General features: G+C 60.2%; 16 protein-coding genes. 5 read left to right on the forward strand and 11 right to left on the reverse strand.

Annotated features, from left to right (window positions below):
* Positions 1-37: 37 nt before the first annotated feature.
* The gene (katE, locus tag JH25_RS13220) at positions 38-2,179 is read right to left on the reverse strand and encodes a catalase HPII (RefSeq protein WP_032878558.1); all 2,142 of its coding nucleotides are present in this window, start codon (positions 2,177-2,179) and stop codon (positions 38-40) included.
* A 265-nt stretch (positions 2,180-2,444) separates the two neighbouring features.
* Between katE and JH25_RS13215 the strand changes: the two genes are divergently transcribed.
* The 3 genes from JH25_RS13215 to JH25_RS13205 are packed head-to-tail and all read left to right on the forward strand — an operon-like array spanning position 2,445 to position 4,948.
* Complete coding sequence (locus tag JH25_RS13215; RefSeq protein ID WP_032878559.1) at positions 2,445-3,452, forward strand: methionine ABC transporter ATP-binding protein; 1,008 nt, start codon at positions 2,445-2,447, stop codon at positions 3,450-3,452.
* Positions 3,452-4,126: a methionine ABC transporter permease gene (locus JH25_RS13210; protein ID WP_005783435.1), complete on the forward strand. Its 675-nt coding sequence runs from the start codon at positions 3,452-3,454 to the stop codon at positions 4,124-4,126. Before JH25_RS13215 ends, JH25_RS13210 begins: the two co-directional genes overlap by 1 nt.
* A gap of 51 nt (positions 4,127-4,177) precedes the next feature.
* The gene (locus JH25_RS13205) at positions 4,178-4,948 is read left to right on the forward strand and encodes a MetQ/NlpA family ABC transporter substrate-binding protein (RefSeq protein ID WP_032878561.1); all 771 of its coding nucleotides are present in this window, start codon (positions 4,178-4,180) and stop codon (positions 4,946-4,948) included.
* Positions 4,949-5,091: 143 nt separating this feature from the next.
* Here the strand turns inward: JH25_RS13205 and JH25_RS13200 are convergent, their stop codons facing one another.
* From JH25_RS13200 to JH25_RS13180, 5 genes are read right to left on the reverse strand one after another with little or no spacing between them, the layout of a single operon-like run.
* Positions 5,092-5,727 (reverse strand): SCO family protein, encoded by a 636-nt coding sequence (locus JH25_RS13200; RefSeq protein ID WP_005783433.1) that lies wholly within the window; start codon positions 5,725-5,727, stop codon positions 5,092-5,094.
* Positions 5,724-6,623, reverse strand: a complete 900-nt coding sequence (gene cyoE, locus JH25_RS13195; RefSeq protein ID WP_032878562.1) for a heme o synthase — start codon at positions 6,621-6,623, stop codon at positions 5,724-5,726. The genes JH25_RS13200 and cyoE overlap by 4 nt, the downstream gene beginning before the upstream one ends.
* A complete protein-coding gene (locus tag JH25_RS13190) occupies positions 6,611-7,690 on the reverse strand; it encodes a COX15/CtaA family protein (protein WP_032878564.1) in 1,080 nt (359 codons plus the stop codon). Before JH25_RS13190 ends, cyoE begins: the two co-directional genes overlap by 13 nt.
* Positions 7,691-7,700: 10 nt before the next feature.
* Positions 7,701-8,285, reverse strand: a complete 585-nt coding sequence (locus JH25_RS13185) for a hypothetical protein (RefSeq protein WP_005783430.1) — start codon at positions 8,283-8,285, stop codon at positions 7,701-7,703.
* Complete coding sequence (locus JH25_RS13180) at positions 8,251-9,015, reverse strand: SURF1 family protein (protein ID WP_032878565.1); 765 nt, start codon at positions 9,013-9,015, stop codon at positions 8,251-8,253. The genes JH25_RS13185 and JH25_RS13180 overlap by 35 nt, the downstream gene beginning before the upstream one ends.
* Positions 9,016-9,047: 32 nt before the next feature.
* Between JH25_RS13180 and JH25_RS13175 the strand changes: the two genes are divergently transcribed.
* The gene (locus JH25_RS13175; protein ID WP_032878566.1) at positions 9,048-9,251 is read left to right on the forward strand and encodes a twin transmembrane helix small protein; all 204 of its coding nucleotides are present in this window, start codon (positions 9,048-9,050) and stop codon (positions 9,249-9,251) included.
* Positions 9,252-9,257: 6 nt separating this feature from the next.
* Here JH25_RS13175 and JH25_RS13170 read toward each other — a convergent pair whose 3' ends face one another.
* The 4 genes from JH25_RS13170 to coxB form a co-directional block, all read right to left on the reverse strand.
* On the reverse strand, positions 9,258-10,145 hold the full coding sequence (locus tag JH25_RS13170; RefSeq protein ID WP_005783427.1) for a cytochrome c oxidase subunit 3: 888 nt from the start codon (positions 10,143-10,145) through the stop codon (positions 9,258-9,260).
* Between the two features lie 35 nt (positions 10,146-10,180).
* Positions 10,181-10,732: a cytochrome c oxidase assembly protein gene (locus JH25_RS13165; RefSeq protein ID WP_032878568.1), complete on the reverse strand. Its 552-nt coding sequence runs from the start codon at positions 10,730-10,732 to the stop codon at positions 10,181-10,183.
* 63 nt (positions 10,733-10,795) lie between these two features.
* A complete protein-coding gene (gene ctaD, locus JH25_RS13160; protein ID WP_005783425.1) occupies positions 10,796-12,379 on the reverse strand; it encodes a cytochrome c oxidase subunit I in 1,584 nt (527 codons plus the stop codon).
* A 58-nt stretch (positions 12,380-12,437) separates the two neighbouring features.
* Positions 12,438-13,565, reverse strand: coding sequence for a cytochrome c oxidase subunit II (gene coxB / locus JH25_RS13155; protein WP_005783424.1), 1,128 nt, complete (start codon positions 13,563-13,565; stop codon positions 12,438-12,440).
* A gap of 369 nt (positions 13,566-13,934) precedes the next feature.
* Between coxB and JH25_RS13150 the strand changes: the two genes are divergently transcribed.
* Positions 13,935-14,582 carry a hypothetical protein gene (locus tag JH25_RS13150; protein WP_032878569.1) on the forward strand — a complete coding sequence of 216 codons (648 nt, stop codon included), beginning with the start codon at positions 13,935-13,937 and terminating at the stop codon, positions 14,580-14,582.
* A gap of 131 nt (positions 14,583-14,713) precedes the next feature.
* Here the strand turns inward: JH25_RS13150 and JH25_RS13145 are convergent, their stop codons facing one another.
* Positions 14,714-16,261 carry a SulP family inorganic anion transporter gene (locus JH25_RS13145; RefSeq protein ID WP_032878570.1) on the reverse strand — a complete coding sequence of 516 codons (1,548 nt, stop codon included), beginning with the start codon at positions 16,259-16,261 and terminating at the stop codon, positions 14,714-14,716.
* Between the last annotated feature and the right edge of the window lie 53 nt (positions 16,262-16,314).

Raw genomic sequence — 16,314 nt, forward strand, 5'->3', positions numbered from 1 at the left:
CTTGCCTGCGATGACGATCTAACAAACAACCGATAATTTAAGCCGGAATCGCCTTGGATTTCGGCTCCCGCTCCCAAACCCGATGGTGTGCAATCGCAGCAAAGAACGCCTTGAACGCCTTGGCATCAGCGCCCACGATCAACCCCGCATCCGCTTCCAGCTTCAGCAAGTCCAGCAACGGTTTCACATCACTGGCCACCGCAATCGCCTTGAGGTGCTTGTACGCTTCCAGTACGTAATGCAACGCCACGCCATCGCCGCTCAACGCCTTCACCGAGTCCTTACCGCCCGGGATAAACACCGCGTCGAAGGCAATGGACGGCATGCCTTCCATCGAAGCGTCTACGGGTAGCGTCTTGCCATCGGCAGTGGTCACAGGCGCCGAAGTCGGGCCCAGCAACTTGGCATGGGCACCCTCTGCCTCCAGCGCTGCCTTGAGCGCATCAATTGCCGCACCATCAACGCCGTTAGCCGCCAGAATCGCCACCTTGCGCGTCTTGATATCGCCAGACAGCAAATTCACCTGGCTCAATGCCGGTGATTCCTTCAGCGATGTTTCACGTGCGGGCACCGTGCCCTTGGTCGGCGCTGGCAAGCCCAGGTTCTGCGCCACGCGTTTGGCCAGTTCCAGGTCAATGTTGGCCAGGATCTCGTTGACTTGACGCGCCCGGATAAACTCGCGCTCAACCTTGCCCAACTCGAAGCTGTAGGCCGCGATGATGTGCTCTTTCTCGTGGTGGCTCATGCTGTTGTAAAACAACGTGGCCTGGGAGAAATGGTCGCCGAACGACTCGCTGCGCTCGCGCACTTTATTGGCATCGACGCGCTCGTAGTAGGACTCGAAACCTCCATCGGCAGGACCGGCAGGCGTTTCTTTCGGCCAGCCACCATCAATCGAGTTCGGCTCGTACGAGGCCCGCCCTTTATCGATCACGGTGCGATGTTGAGCGTCGCGCTGGCCGTTATGGAAAGGCACTACCGGGCGGTTGATCGGAATCTCATGGAAGTTGGGGCCGCCCAACCGACTGATCTGCGTATCCGTGTAGGAAAACAAGCGGCCTTGCAGCAGCGGGTCGTTGGTAAAGTCGATGCCCGGCACGATATGGCCAGGGCAAAACGCGACCTGCTCGACTTCAGCGAAGAAGTTATCCGGGTTACGGTTGAGCACCATCTTGCCCAGCGGTGTGATCGGCACCAGCTCTTCAGGGATAATTTTGGTCGGGTCGAGCAAGTCGAAATCGAACTTGTGTTCGTCTTCTTCCGCCACGATCTGCACACCCAGTTCCCACTCGGGGTAATCGCCGCTCTCAATCGATTCCCACAGGTCACGGCGGTGATAGTCCGTGTCCTTACCGGCCAGCTTTTGCGCCTCGTCCCATACCAGGGAGCACGTGCCTACTTTTGGGCGCCAGTGAAATTTCACGAAGCTGGATTTACCTTCGGTATTGATCAAGCGGAAGGTGTGCACACCAAAACCCTGCATGGCGCGCAGGCTTTTTGGAATCGCCCGGTCAGACATGGCCCAGATCACCATGTGCGCCGACTCCGGCTGCAACGACACGAAATCCCAGAAGGTGTCGTGTGCCGAGCCGCCGGTAGGTATCTCGTTGTGCGGCTCAGGTTTTACCGCGTGTACAAAGTCAGGAAACTTGATCGCATCCTGAATGAAAAACACCGGCATGTTGTTGCCCACCAGGTCGAAGTTGCCTTCGTCGGTGAAGAACTTCACGGCAAAACCGCGCACATCGCGCACGGTGTCGCCGGAACCGCGCGGGCCCTGCACCGTGGAAAAACGCGCGAATACCGGCGTTTTATGCTCAGGCGTGCGCAGGAAACCGGCCTTGGTCAGTGCCGAATGGTCACCATAGCTCTGGAAATAACCATGGGCGCCGGTACCACGGGCATGCACGATGCGCTCAGGGATACGCTCATGGTCAAAGTGCGTGATCTTTTCACGCATGATGAAGTCTTCCAGCAGCGAAGGGCCACGGGCGCCGATTTTCAGGCTGTTCTGGTTGTCGGAAATCTTCACGCCCTGGTTGGTGCGCAGGGCCTGGCCGGTCGCATCGGAACGGAATTCTTCCAACGCCTGCAATTTGGCGTTGGTATTGCCTCGGTCCAGGGTATCAGTGCCCGCGACTTCACTCTTGGGCGGGGTGGCTGGCTTCTTGGTACTCATCAGTCAAAACTCCTTAGTCAAAGTGGCCAGAGCGTTCCCCGGCTCGTTTGAGCGAAACCCCAGGCACGGCACCCGGGAGATCGAATTGCTTAAGTAGTGACTGACAGGGTTTTGCGCCGTTCCTTTTTTATGACCTTTGGTCTCGTTATTGCCAAATCGCTGGATGGATACGAAATAAATGCTAAGAAACACTAGATGGACAGGCTAAAATGCGCGCCCGGCTAACCGCTGATCCCTTTTCAATGCGCCCCACAAGGTTCGCTACGTGATCGAGTTTCAAAACGTCCATAAAACCTACCGCGTCGCCGGTAAGGATATCCCCGCACTGCACCCCACCAGTCTGCGCGTCGCCAATGGCCAGGTGTTTGGCCTGATTGGCCACTCGGGTGCGGGTAAAAGCACACTGCTGCGCCTGATCAACCGCCTGGAAGAACCCAGCGGCGGGCAGATCACGGTCGACGGTGAAGAAGTCACCGCCCTGGATGCCAACGGCCTGCGGCGCTTGCGCCAGCAGGTCGGGATGATCTTCCAGCACTTCAACCTGCTGGCGTCCAAGACCGTGGCCGACAACGTCGCTCTGCCACTGACGCTTGCCGGTGAATTGTCGCGCAAGGAGATCGACCAGCGCGTGGCTGAGCTGCTTGCTCGCGTCGGCCTGTCGGACCACGCCAGGAAGTACCCGGCGCAGCTGTCCGGCGGTCAGAAACAGCGCGTCGGTATTGCCCGCGCCCTGGCGACCAAGCCAAAGATCCTGCTGTGCGACGAAGCCACCAGCGCCCTCGACCCACAGACCACCGCGTCAGTCCTGCAACTGTTGGCCGAGATCAACCGCGAACTGAACCTGACCATCGTGCTGATCACCCATGAAATGGATGTGATCCGCCGCGTGTGTGACCAAGTTGCAGTGATGGACGCTGGCGTGATCGTCGAGCAAGGTTCGGTCGCCGATGTGTTCCTGCACCCAAAGCATCCGACCACCAAGCGTTTCGTTCAGGAAGCCGAACAGGTTGACGAAGGCGAGCAGCGCGACGACTTCGCCCACGTGCCGGGCCGCATCGTACGCCTGACGTTCCAGGGCGATGCGACCTACGCGCCATTGCTGGGTACCGTCGCTCGCGAAACAGGCGTGGACTACAGCATCCTGGCCGGTCGTATCGACCGCATCAAAGACATCCCTTACGGGCAACTGACCCTCGCCGTCACCGGCGGTGACATGGAGGCCGCGTTTGCGCGCTTCACCGCCGCCGACGTTCACATGGAGGTCCTGCGCTGATGGACGTTTTCCTGAGTTTCTTTGCCAATATCGACTGGTCCGAAATCTGGCTCGCCACCGGCGACACCATGACCATGCTGTTCGGCTCGCTGTTCTTCACCGTGCTGTTGGGCCTGCCTCTGGGTGTGCTGCTGTTCCTGACCAGCCCGCGCCAACTGTTCGAACAAAAAGGCCTGTACGCGCTGCTGTCGCTGATCGTGAATATCCTGCGCTCGCTGCCGTTCATCATCCTGTTGATCGTGATGATTCCGTTCACCGTCCTGATCACCGGTACATCGCTGGGCGTTGCCGGCGCGATCCCGCCGCTGGTCGTAGGTGCTACGCCATTCTTTGCGCGGCTGGTAGAAACGGCCCTGCGCGAAGTCGACCGCGGCATCATCGAAGCCACCCAATCCATGGGTGCGAGCACCCGCCAGATCATCACCAACGCCTTGTTGCCCGAGGCGCGCCCCGGCATTTTTGCGGCGATTACGGTGACGGCGATTACACTGGTTTCCTACACGGCCATGGCCGGTGTAGTCGGAGCTGGTGGCCTGGGTGACCTGGCGATCCGTTTTGGTTACCAGCGCTTCCAGACCGATGTGATGGTAGTCACCGTGGTAATGCTGTTGATCCTGGTGCAAATTCTGCAAACCGTCGGCGACAGGCTGGTGGTGCATTTTTCTCGAAAATAACGGCCATTGCCGGCTCACAGCCGGCAGATGCCCGAACAAGGAGCTTGCTGGATGAAAAAACTACTGGTTGCCTTCGCTGCCGTTGCCGCGTTTTCCGCCCATGCCGAGACGATCAAGGTCGCTGCCTCGCCGGTGCCTCATGCGGAAATCCTCGAATTCGTGAAGCCTGCCCTTGCCAAAGAAGGCGTGGATTTGCAGGTCAAAGTTTTCACCGATTACGTGCAGCCAAACGTGCAAGTGGCTGAAAAACGCCTGGACGCCAACTTCTTCCAGCACCAGCCGTACCTGGATGAGTTCAACAAGGCCAAGGGCACTCACCTGGTGAGCGTTGGCGGCGTGCACCTGGAGCCGCTGGGCGCCTACTCCAGCAAGTACAAGAAACTGGCCGACCTGCCTGACGGCGCCAACGTGGTGATCCCTAACGACGCCACCAACGGCGGTCGTGCGCTGTTGCTGCTGGCCAAGAACGGTCTGATCACCCTGAAGGACCCGACCAACATCCTGTCGACCATCAAGGACATCACCGGCAACGATAAAAACCTCAAGTTCCGCGAACTGGAAGCCGCCACCCTGCCGCGCGTGTTGACCCAGGTCGACCTGGCACTGATCAACACCAACTACGCCCTGGAAGCCAAGCTGGATCCATCCAAGGACGCCCTGGTCATCGAAGGCAGCGACTCGCCTTATGTGAACATCCTGGTGACCCGCGAAGACAACAAGGATTCGGACGCAGTGAAGAAGCTGGTTGCAGCCTTGCACACGCCTGAAGTGAAAAAATTCATCGAAGAGAAGTACAAAGGCGCGATCAAGCCGGCGTTCTGACCCGCCTAGATCTCCAAAACACTGAAGATCAAAAATGTGGGAGGGGGCTTGCTCCCGATAGCAGGGTGTCAGTCGATGCATGAGCTGACTGACCCACCGCTATCGGGAGCAAGCCCCCTCCCACATTTGGTTTTGTGTTGTCTTTACTTGCGTTGGAGCAAGCCTGGCAACTGCGCTACCAGTTTCTGGTTGTTCAGCGGCGCTCGGATAAAGCCACGCTGGGTACCATCCGGGCCGATCAGCGCCAGGTTGCCGCTGTGGTCCACGGTGTAGTTCGGCTTGCTGGTATCTGCCGGAATGAAGGGGATGCTGACGGCATTCGAAACCTTCTGCACATCCTCAACATTCGCGCCGGTCAGGCCCTGGAATTGCGGGTCGAAGTAACCCAGGTACTGCTTGAGCTGGGCCGGAGTATCGCGGTTCGGATCGACGCTGACCAAAATCACCTGCAACTTATCCACAGCCTCTTTAGGCAGCTCGCTCTTGATCTGGCGCAGCTGGGCGAGGGTGGTCGGGCAGATGTCCGGGCAGAAGGTGTAGCCGAAGAACAACAGACTCCACTTGCCTTTCAATTCATTGGCCAGCACCGGCTGGCCGTCCTGGTTGGTCATGCTCACTGCGGGCAACTGGCGGCTTTGCGGCAGCAGGATGATGCCCGCGTCGATCAGCGCGGTCGGGTCGCCCTGGCCTTTGCCCGAGAGCACTTTGTTGACGGTCAGGCCCATGATCAACGCCACCAGGGCCACGAGGATGAAGACGGTTTTTTGAGTTCGAGTCATAGGTTCAACAGTAAGTAGTGGTCTACGAGCAGGGCGATAAACAGCAACAGCAAGTACCAGATAGAGTACTTGAACGTGTTGATCGCCGCGTGCGGCTGGGTGCCACGGTACAGCACCCAGGCCCATTGCAGAAAGCGTGCGCCCAAAACCAGGGCAGAGGCCAGGTAGAGCACGCCACTCATATGGATGACATAGGGCATCAGGCTCACCGCCAGCAAGGCGGAGGTATATAGCAGGATATGCACCTTGGTGTAGTGCTCGCCATGGGTGACCGGCAACATGGGGATGTCGGCCTTGGCGTATTCCTCTTTGCGGTGAATGGCCAGGGCCCAGAAGTGCGGCGGGGTCCAGGCGAAGATAATCAGCATCAACAGCAGGGGTTCGGCACTCACATGCCCGGTGACGGCCACCCAACCCAGCAGCGGCGGCGCTGCGCCGGCCAGGCCACCGATGACGATATTTTGCGGCGTCGCCCGCTTGAGAAAACCGGTGTAGATCACCGCGTACCCGAGCAGCGACGCCAATGTCAGCCAGGCCGCCAGCGGGTTGGTGAACGCCAACAGCAGCGCCAGGCCCGCCACCGCCAGCAACAACGCAAAGGCCAATGCTGCAGCGGGCGATACACGGCCCTCAGCCAGTGGCCGCTTATGGGTGCGCGCCATCAGCGCATCAATCCGCCGATCAACCACATGGTTCACCGCCGCCGCGCCGCCTGCACACAGGGCAATGCCCAGGTTACCGAACACCAGCACCGTCCACGGCACGCCAGCGCGGGTGGCCAGGAACATGCCCACCAGCGAGGTGATCAGCATCAGCACCACCACTTTGGGCTTGGTCAGCTCCAGATAGTCACGCCAGATTGCCCGATCGTGACCTGCGCCGATCAGGGTCGCCATGGCATCTCTCCTTTAAGGGTGATCAGGCCTGAGACCTGTTTGCGCGGGATGAACCGCCAACCGAGCGTCAGCGGGGCGCGAACCCGGACCAGGCTCGTGCGGGCGTGGTAATTGACCAGCACCAGGCTCAGCAACAAGGCCGCTCCACCCGCGTTGTGACCCACCGCCACCGGCAGCGGCAGGCCGAACGCCACATTGCTCACACCCAGGCAGATTTGCGCAGCCAGGGCGATCAGCAGCAAGCCCGCCAACCGCGTCATGCCCACTGCACGCAGTTGCCAGGCCAACCCCAATAGCACCAAGGTGACCAGTACCGCGCCGATGCGATGGGTCAGGTGGATCGCCGTGCGCGCCTCGCTATCAAGTTGGCCGCCCAGGTAATTGGGGCCGATATGCTGGGTCAGGTGAAAGCCATTGGCAAAATCCGCCGCCGGCCACCATTGGCCGTGACAGGTCGGTAGGTCGACACAGGCCACGGCCGCGTAGTTGGAACTGACCCAACCGCCCAGCGCGATCTGCCCGATTACCAGTACCAGCCCCGCCGTTGCCCAATATTGCAGGCGCCTGGGCACAATCAACGCAGGCAGCACACCGGACAGGCGCAAAGTGAGCAGAAACAACAGGCTCAAGGTCGCAAAGCCGCCCAGCAGATGCCCCGTCACCACCTGCGGCCAGAGCTTCAACGTCACCGTCCACATACCAAAAGCCGCCTGGGCGAACACCACCACCAATACAAACAATGGCAGTTTCACCGGTTGGCCCGGATCGCGTCGATGGCTCCACGCACGCGCCGCCAGCAGCGCGATCAGCAGCCCCAGGGTGCCGGCGAAGTAGCGATGGGTCATTTCTGCCCAGCCCTTGTCAGCCTCTACCGGCGCATCCGGAAAATGCAGTTCGGCATGGGCCAGTTGGGCTTCGCTTTGCGGCACGCTGATAAAGCCGTAGCAACCGGGCCAGTCCGGGCAGCCGAGCCCGGCGTGGGTCAGCCGGGTATAGGCACCGAGCAGCACGACGATCAGCGCCAATAAGGTGGCAAACAGCGCGAGGCGAAATCCAGGCTTGGCCATGACGGTGCCCCTATCCGATGTTCGACAGTTTCAGCAGCAGGCGCAGGTCGTTGAGCAAGTCCTTGCCCTTGACCTTGGCGTCGTAGCGCAGCACCAGGTTGCCGTGGGGGTCGACGATCCACAGTTGAGCCTCACCGGGCGCCGCGGCGTTCCTGGCAAAGGTCGACACATCCAGCGGGTAGCGCTGCAGTTGCGGGTACTCAGCCTTGAGCTTGGCCTCATAGTCGGTGCTCAGCGGTTGCGCAGCCGCCAGGGCATGGTTGGCGCGGGACGCATCACGGCCAAGGCTGATTTGCAGTTGGCGCGCCAAGTACACCAGTTGTTGGCAATCGGCGGCGCAGGCGGTGGGTGCGGTGACCAACAGTTGCCACCGACCTTCGCCGGCCTGCACGCCGATATCGGCACGGGTCTGGCCGTTGCCGATCAGTTCACCGTGATAGCTGCGGCTGTCCGGCACCCAGAACTGCAACTTGTACATGAAGGTGGCCAGCGCCATCGGACCGATCACCATCATGAGGATCAAAATCAGCTGCCAGCGCCCTTTGCGCCGGTCCGGCGTTTCAGACGTGCTGGGTGGATTCATGGCCGCTCCCATGGGGCTTCTCCTTTTTGTTGTGCCATCCGAGGTAGAGGTAAAGCACCAGCAGTGCCAGTGCCATGGCGAACCACTGCACTGCGTAGGCCAAGTGTTTTTCCGGGCCCATGGCAACGATAGGCCAGGTGGTTTCGTACGTACCCGGGCCCGCTTCGGCACGCAGTTCGTAGGCAAAGCCGCTGCGCCCCAGCTCGTCCCACAGCGCGGCGGGATGCAGTGCGGTGAGCAAACGTGGCCATTGCGCGCTGGCAGGGTCGGCATGCAGTTGGAAGGTCTCGCCGGGGGCGACGTACACCCAGGCGTCAAGATTCAATGCCTGTTCAGGCGTGGAGAAGGCCGGCGGCGTGCGCCGGTCCGGCCACGGCAACCAGCCGCGATTAAGCAACAGCCACAGGCCGCTAGCCTGGTCCTGAAAGGGTTGCAGCAGCTCGACACCTGCCTTGCCGTCACGCATACGGTTATCCAGCAATATGCTGTGCGCAGCGTCCAATTGCCCGCGAAGATGGACGCGGCGAAAGGCAGGGTCGGCCATATCATTGAGCTGCGCACTGCTGATCGCCTCGGCAGCGCGGCGCTCGGCATAACGCTCCACCAGCAGCTGTTTTTCATGCCCACGGGACAGTTGCCAGAACCCCAGGCTCACCATGAGCGGCAGCAACACCAGCACCACCAGCGTCGGCGCGATACCTGGACGAAAGCGCTGCATGGCACTGGCTATACTGGATCTCATCGCCCCTCCCTCTGTAGCCCTGGAGCCAGACCATGCTCAAAGCAGCCATTGCCCTGATGCTGATCGCGACTGTCGTGAGCCTGTTCAGTGGCCTGTTCTTCCTGGTCAAGGACGAGGGCAACTCCAACCGCCTCGTCACTGCCTTGACCGTGCGTGTGGTACTGGCCGTGATCACCGTGGGCCTGATCGCCTGGGGCTTTTTCAGCGGCCAACTGGTCTCTCATGCGCCTTGGTAATCCGCCTCACAGCACATAAACAAAGAAAAACAACCCGATCCACACCACGTCCACAAAGTGCCAATACCAACTGGCCGCCTCGAAGCCGAACTGGTGCTCGGCGTTGAAATGCCCACGCAGGATGCGCATCAGCATCACGAATAAAATGATGGTGCCGATGGTTACGTGGGCGCCGTGAAAGCCCGTCAGCATGAAGAACGTGGCGCCGTATACCCCTGAACCCAGGGTCAGGCCCAGTTCTTTATAGGCGTGGATGTACTCCTCGGCCTGGAACCCGAGAAACGCCAAGCCCAACAGCACTGTGATCGCCAGCCAGATTTTCAGCGCACCCCGATGGCCTTTACGCAGGGCATGGTGGGCGATGGTGATGGTCACGCTGGAGCTCACCAGCAGGATGGTATTCACCAACGGCAGGCCCCACGGGCTGATGGTGCCTTCAGGCGCAGGATAGAGCTTGGGGTCAGGGTTATTGAGCAAGGGCCAGGCGAACTCGAAGTTCGGCCACAGCATATGCGCAACGCCTTTGGAGCCCTCACCTGCCAGCCATGGCGCCGACATGTGCCGCACATAAAACAACGCACCGAAGAACGCGATAAAGAACATCACCTCCGAAAAGATGAACCAGGTCATGCCCCAGCGAAACGAGCGGTCCATTTGCGCGCTGTACAGCCCGTCGCGACTTTCCTTGATCACAGCACCGAACCAGCCAAACAGCATGTAGGCCAACAACAGGCCGCCGACGAAAAAGATCCACGGCCCGTGGGATTCGGGGCGCGCAGCCTTCAAGTCGTTGAACCACACCGCCAGGCCGTACACGGTGACCAGCAGGCCAATCGTGGCAATTATCGGCCATTTGCTTTGCGCTGGTACGTAGTACGTATCATGAGTCGACATGTATTCGCTCTCCTGATTGAGGGGGCAAACAGTAGCTAGCCCCCGGTCCTCGCGGCCACGGGCGGTTGGCGCGCAGTGATATCGAACAGCGTGTACGCCAGGGTCAAATGCTTCACATCCTTGGGCATCGCGCGGTCGACGATAAAACGCACCGGCATCTCGATGCGCTCACCCGGCTGAAGCACTTGCTGGGTGAAGCAAAAGCATTCGGTCTTGTGGAAATACATGGCCACTTCGGCCGGGGAAATACTCGGGATCGCCTGGGCGGTCATCGGCTTATTGGTGGGGTTGTAGGCCACGAACAGCATCTCGTTGACCGCCCCCGGGTTGACCACAATCTCATCGGCCTTGGAATGAAATTCCCAGACCATGTCGATGGCGTTGGTGGACAGAAACTGCACCCGAACCTGACGTGAGGGGTCGACCATTTGCTCGCCCTCGTACTGCCCGGCGGTCTTGCCGTTGATGCCGAAGGCCTTGCACATCACGTCGTAGATCGGCACCAGCGCGAAGCCGAAGGCGAACATCGCCAGTACCAGGATCAGCAGGCGGGTGACCAGGCGTTTGATCGGCACGGAGTCAGACATGACACCCACCCAAGGCTGGTGCGCCCCTCCCACATGGACCGCGTTCGCAACACACAGAGGTATTCATTTGACCTCCGGCGGGGTGGTGAAGGTGTGATACGGCGCAGGCGAGGGCACGCTCCATTCCAGGCCCTCGGCGCCATCCCAGGGCTTGGCCGGTGCCGGCGTACCCCCACGGATGCACTTGATGACAATGAACAGGAAGAAGATCTGTGTGGCGCCGAACATAAAGGCACCAATGGACGAAACCATGTTGAAGTCGGCGAATTGCAGGTTGTAGTCCGGCACCCGCCGCGGCATACCCGCCAGCCCCACAAAGTGCATGGGGAAGAACGCCATGTTCATGCCCACGAAAGACAGCCAGAAATGCAACTTGCCCAGGGTTTCGTCGTACATGTGGCCAGTCCATTTCGGCAGCCAGTAGTAGGCCGAAGCGAAGATCCCGAAGATCGCGCCGGGCACCAGTACGTAATGGAAGTGCGCCACCACAAAGTAGGTGTCGTGGTACTGGAAGTCCGCCGGGGCAATCGCCAGCATCAGCCCGGAGAAGCCGCCAATGGTGAACAGGATCACGAAGGCCACCGCAAACAGCATCGGCGTCTCGAACGTCAGCGAGCCCTGCCACATGGTGCTGACCCAGTTGAATACCTTCACCCCCGTGGGCACGGCGATCAGCAGGGTCGCATACATGAAGAACAACTCACCCACCAGCGGAATGCCCACCACGAACATGTGGTGCGCCCAGACGATGAACGACAGGAACGCGATGCTCGCCGTGGCGTAGACCATCGAGGTGTAGCCAAACAGCGGCTTGCGCGAGAAGGTCGGGATGATCGAGCTGACGGCGCCAAACGCCGGCAGAATCATGATGTACACCTCGGGATGGCCAAAGAACCAGAACACATGCTGGAACAGCACCGGATCACCGCCACCGGCCGCGCTGAAGAAGCTGGTACCGAAGTGGATATCCATCAGCATCATGGTCACGCAGCCCGCCAGCACCGGCATCACCGCGATCAGCAGGAACGCGGTGATCAGCCAGGTCCACACGAACAGCGGCATCTTCATCAAGGTCATGCCGGGGGCACGCAGATTGAGGATGGTGGCGACCACGTTGATCGCGCCCATGATCGAACTGATGCCCATCAGGTGGATGGCAAAGATAAAGAACGTCACGCTTTCCGGCGCATAGGTGGTGGAAAGCGGCGCATAGAAAGTCCAACCGAAGTTCGGCCCGCCACCGGGGCTGAACAAGGTGGAGACCAGCAGCAGGAACGCCGCCGGCAGCAGCCAGAAGCTGAAATTGTTCATGCGCGGCAGGGCCATGTCCGGCGCGCCGATCATCAGCGGGATCATCCAGTTGGCCAGCCCGACGAAGGCCGGCATCACCGCGCCGAACACCATGATCAGGCCGTGCATGGTGGTCATCTGGTTGAAGAACGCCGGCTGCACGATCTGCAGGCCTGGCTGAAACAGCTCGGCGCGGATCACCATGGCAAACGAGCCACCGAGCAGGAACATGGTGAAGGCAAACCACAGGTACATCGTGCCGATGTCTTTGTGGTTGGTGGTCAGCACCCAGCGCATCAAGCCTTTGGCGGGGCCGTGGGCATGGTCGGCATGACCGTGGTCGATCACAGTGCTCATGGCCGTTCTCCTGCAAGCGAGTGAGCGGGGCGATTCAGGGTATTGGCGTTGAAAGTAGTCATTTGCTTTCGGCCTGTTTCAAAGCCAGCACGTCTTTGGGCGTGACCATGTCGCCTTTGTTATTGCCCCAGGCGTTACGCTCGTAAGTCACCACGGCGGCGATATCCACTTCCGAGAGTTGTTTGCCGAAGGCTGCCATCGCGGTGCCGGGCTTACCGTGGAAGACGATGCCCAGGTGATCGGCGGCGGGGCCGGTGGCGATTTTCGAGCCCTTGAGCGCCGGGAACATCGGCGGCAAACCTTGGCCCTCAGCCTGGTGACAGGCAACGCAGGTGGTGTGATAGACCTTGTCGCCACGGGCCACCAGTTCGTCCAGCGTCCACTCTTTGGAGGTCAGCTCCTTGAGCTTGGCCGCTTCTTCCTTGCGCTCGCCGAGCCAGGTGTCGTAGTCGGCCCGGGACTTGACCTCGACCACGATGGGCATGAAGCCGTGGTCTTTGCCGCAAAGTTCGGCGCACTGGCCGCGGTAGATGCCGGGTTTCTCGACACGGGTCCAAGCCTCGTTGACGAAGCCCGGGATGGCATCGCGCTTGACCGCAAAGGCCGGCACCCACCAGGAGTGGATCACGTCGGCGGCGGTCACCAGAAAGCGCACCTTGGCACCCACCGGCAACACCAGCGGCTGGTCGACTTCCAACAGGTAATGTTCGCCCTTGGTGGCCTGGTTATGAATCTGCTCGGCGGGCGTGGCCAGGTTGCTGAAGAACTCCACATCCTGGCCCAGGTATTTGTAGTGCCACTTCCACTGGTAGCCGGTGACCTGGATATCGATATCCGACTCACTGCTGTCGTAGATGTTGATCAGGGTCTTGGTCGCCGGAATCGCCATGGCCACCAGGATCAGCAGGGGCACGACCGTCCAGAGAATTTCCACCGTGGTGCTCTCGTGAAACTTGGCCGCGACCTGGCCCGTGGATCGCCGGTGCAAAATCATCGACCAGAACATCGCGCCAAACACGACGATGCCGATCACCACACAGATCCAGAAAATGGTCATGTGCAGGTCAAACACGGCGTGACTGACTTCAGTAGCCCCTGGCGCCATATTCGTTGTCCAGGCGGCGTGCGCCTGGCCGAATACCGACCACAACAGGAGGCCCATCCATACGTGTGGATGTCGCGTCATTGCGGGTTCCCCTTTATGTTTCTTGTTATCCCGCCGGTTTGCACCTGCGGCCAAGGGAGCGGCTTCCATACTGCTTACAACCGCCAAGCCTTGCCTGCGCCATGCAGTTGGGCGTCATCAGCTAATTGCGTACAAAACCGAGTATAGACAGCCCTAGCAACCCCGCAATGTGTGGGGGCAAATGAATAGAAACAGACAGACGGACCCCGTAAAATGGGCGGCGGAATCGTTTATCCGACGAACGATGGCATTTCGATATAACGCCTGCCTATAACCATGAAATAATTATGACAAATGCGTCTTAGGCGCTCGTATAAACGAACTACCTTATCCTCTCCCTTTTCCTACGCCTGTTTCACTGGAGCCTTCATGAACACCGCCGCATTGCGCGAGCAGATTTCCCGTGCCCATCAACACGAAGCCAGCACCGGCCAACTTGCCACTCAGTTGGGACAACAATTGCCGCACCTGCACTCGGCCATTTCCCTGGCTGACGGTGATCGCAACATCGTTATGACGCGCTTTGTCACCGCTTACATCGACCTGGTTCCCGATTTGCTGGACGCTGCCAATGACGTGGCCCGCGAGGCCGGAATTGAAAGCCAGATCAAGCCGGTGCTGAAAATCGCCGAACACTTCTTCCTGCAACCCCCCGCGATCCTGGCCGGCCACGAAGGTCTGGACGGCCTGCTGGACGAAGCTTACCTGGCCCATCGCTTGGTGGAGGAGGTCAACGATCTGTATATCAAGCATTTCGGCCAGCCGTTGATTCCGGCGGATACCACCGTGGCCAACGTGATTGCCCATCAATTGATCGGCGAAACATTCGCCAACCAATTGGATGAAGCCGTACACCACGCAGTGGATGAAATGCTCAACGAAGACAGTTTTGCGCTGGAGTCGGTCGAGGCGTACCGCGAGACCCTGAAGAGCCCGAGCACCGAAGCGGCATGGAAGCGCTGGCCGTGCCTGTCGCGCCAGCTTGGGGTTGAGCTGACGCTGGATCAGCCTGCATAAAACTGCCATTTTACGGCGATCAAATGTGGGAGGGGGCTTGCTCCCGATAGCGGTGTATCAGCCAAAGAGATTTTGACTGGTCCACCGCTATCGGGAGCAAGCCCCCTCCCACATTTTTTGATCGGGTTTCGTCAGGTAACGGACGGCGCCGAACCTATTCCCACCGTCGTACGTACCCGACCTTCCAACCGGCGCTTCAAGCCACGCGCCTCGATCACCAGCGTCGAACCCTTGGCCGCATTGGCCCGTCCCCACTCCTCCAGCAATTCCAGACAAGAGTGGTCGATGTAACTCAAGTTACTCAGCGGCACATGCAACGTGGTCCCCGCAGGCACCGCCGACAGCACCTGAGTCAGCGCCGGCACTTTCAGAAAGGTCGCCGCACCCGTCAAGCGCAGCTCCATCTCCCCCTCTTGAGGCAGGTCGATCAAGCTGACTTTCAGCCGCGAAGCCTTGAAGGCCAGTTTGAGCAGCGTAAGTCCGAAGCCCACCAGCACACCGGTCAGCAAGTCGGTGAAGATGATCGCCAGTGCCGTGGCCGCATAGGTGAACATCGGCATCCGCCCGTAACGTCCCAGCGCCTTGAACGCCTTGACGTCCACCAGCTTGATCCCGGTGTACACCAGCACACCCGCCAGGCTCGCGACCGGAATGCTTTGCAGCACGCTCGACAGCAAGAGCACGAAGCCGAGCAACCACAGGCCATGGAACATCGCCGACAAGCGAGTGGTAGCCCCGGCCTGGACGTTGGCCGAGCTGCGCACGATCACGCCGGTCATCGGCAGGGCACCCACCAGGCCGCAGAGCATGTTGCCGACACCTTGGGCAGACAATTCCTTATCGAAATCGGAACGCTGGCCGCTGTGCATACGATCCACCGCTGCGGCAGACAGCAGGGTTTCGGCGCTGGCGATAAACGCTACGGCGAAAGCTGCGATCAACAGCTGTGGGTCAGCCAGGTTGAGCAGATCGCTGGGGCGCAGCCAGTCAATGGCATCCGCGAGATTTTCCGGGACCTCCACGCGCTTGACCTGCAGGGCCAGCACCAGGCTGGTGACGGTCGCCAGCCCCACCCCCAGCAGGGCGCCCGGCACAAAACGCAATTGCCGCGGGCGGAATTTGTCCCACAGGTACATGACCAACATGGTCGACAGACCGAGCAGGCCGGCCTGCCACCCGAGCCCGCCACCCAAGGTCGGAAGCGCTTCAGCCACCGCCGCCGGGAAGCCTGCCAGGTTATCCAGCCCGGATGGCTTGGGCGCCCCATCAAGCATCACATGGATCTGCGAAAGCACAATCAACACGCCGATCCCCGCCAACATGCCGTAGACAACCGCCGGCGCCGTGACACGAAACCAGCAACCCAGGCGCAAACGCCCGGCCACCAGTTGTAGGAAGCCGGCCAGCAGCAGGATCGGCCCCAGCATCATCATGCCGTGTTGGCGCACCAGTTCGAACACCAGTACCGCCAAACCCGCCGCCGGGCCGCTGACTTGCAGCGGCGACCCCGCCAACCAGCCCACCACCAGGCCACCGATGATCCCGGTGATCAGCCCCTTGGCCGGCGGCATACCGGATGCGATCGCAATGCCCATGCACAGCGGCAAGGCAACCAGAAAAACAACCACCGAGGCGAGCAGCTCTCGTGGCAAAACAGCTTTCAATTGAGCAGCACGCATGATGACTCTCCCGAGGCATTCGCCGGGCGCGGTAAAGCCTGGCTGCGTCCATG

The organism is Pseudomonas sp. BRG-100 (assembly GCF_000737955.1).
GTDB lineage: Bacteria > Pseudomonadota > Gammaproteobacteria > Pseudomonadales > Pseudomonadaceae > Aquipseudomonas > Aquipseudomonas synxantha_A.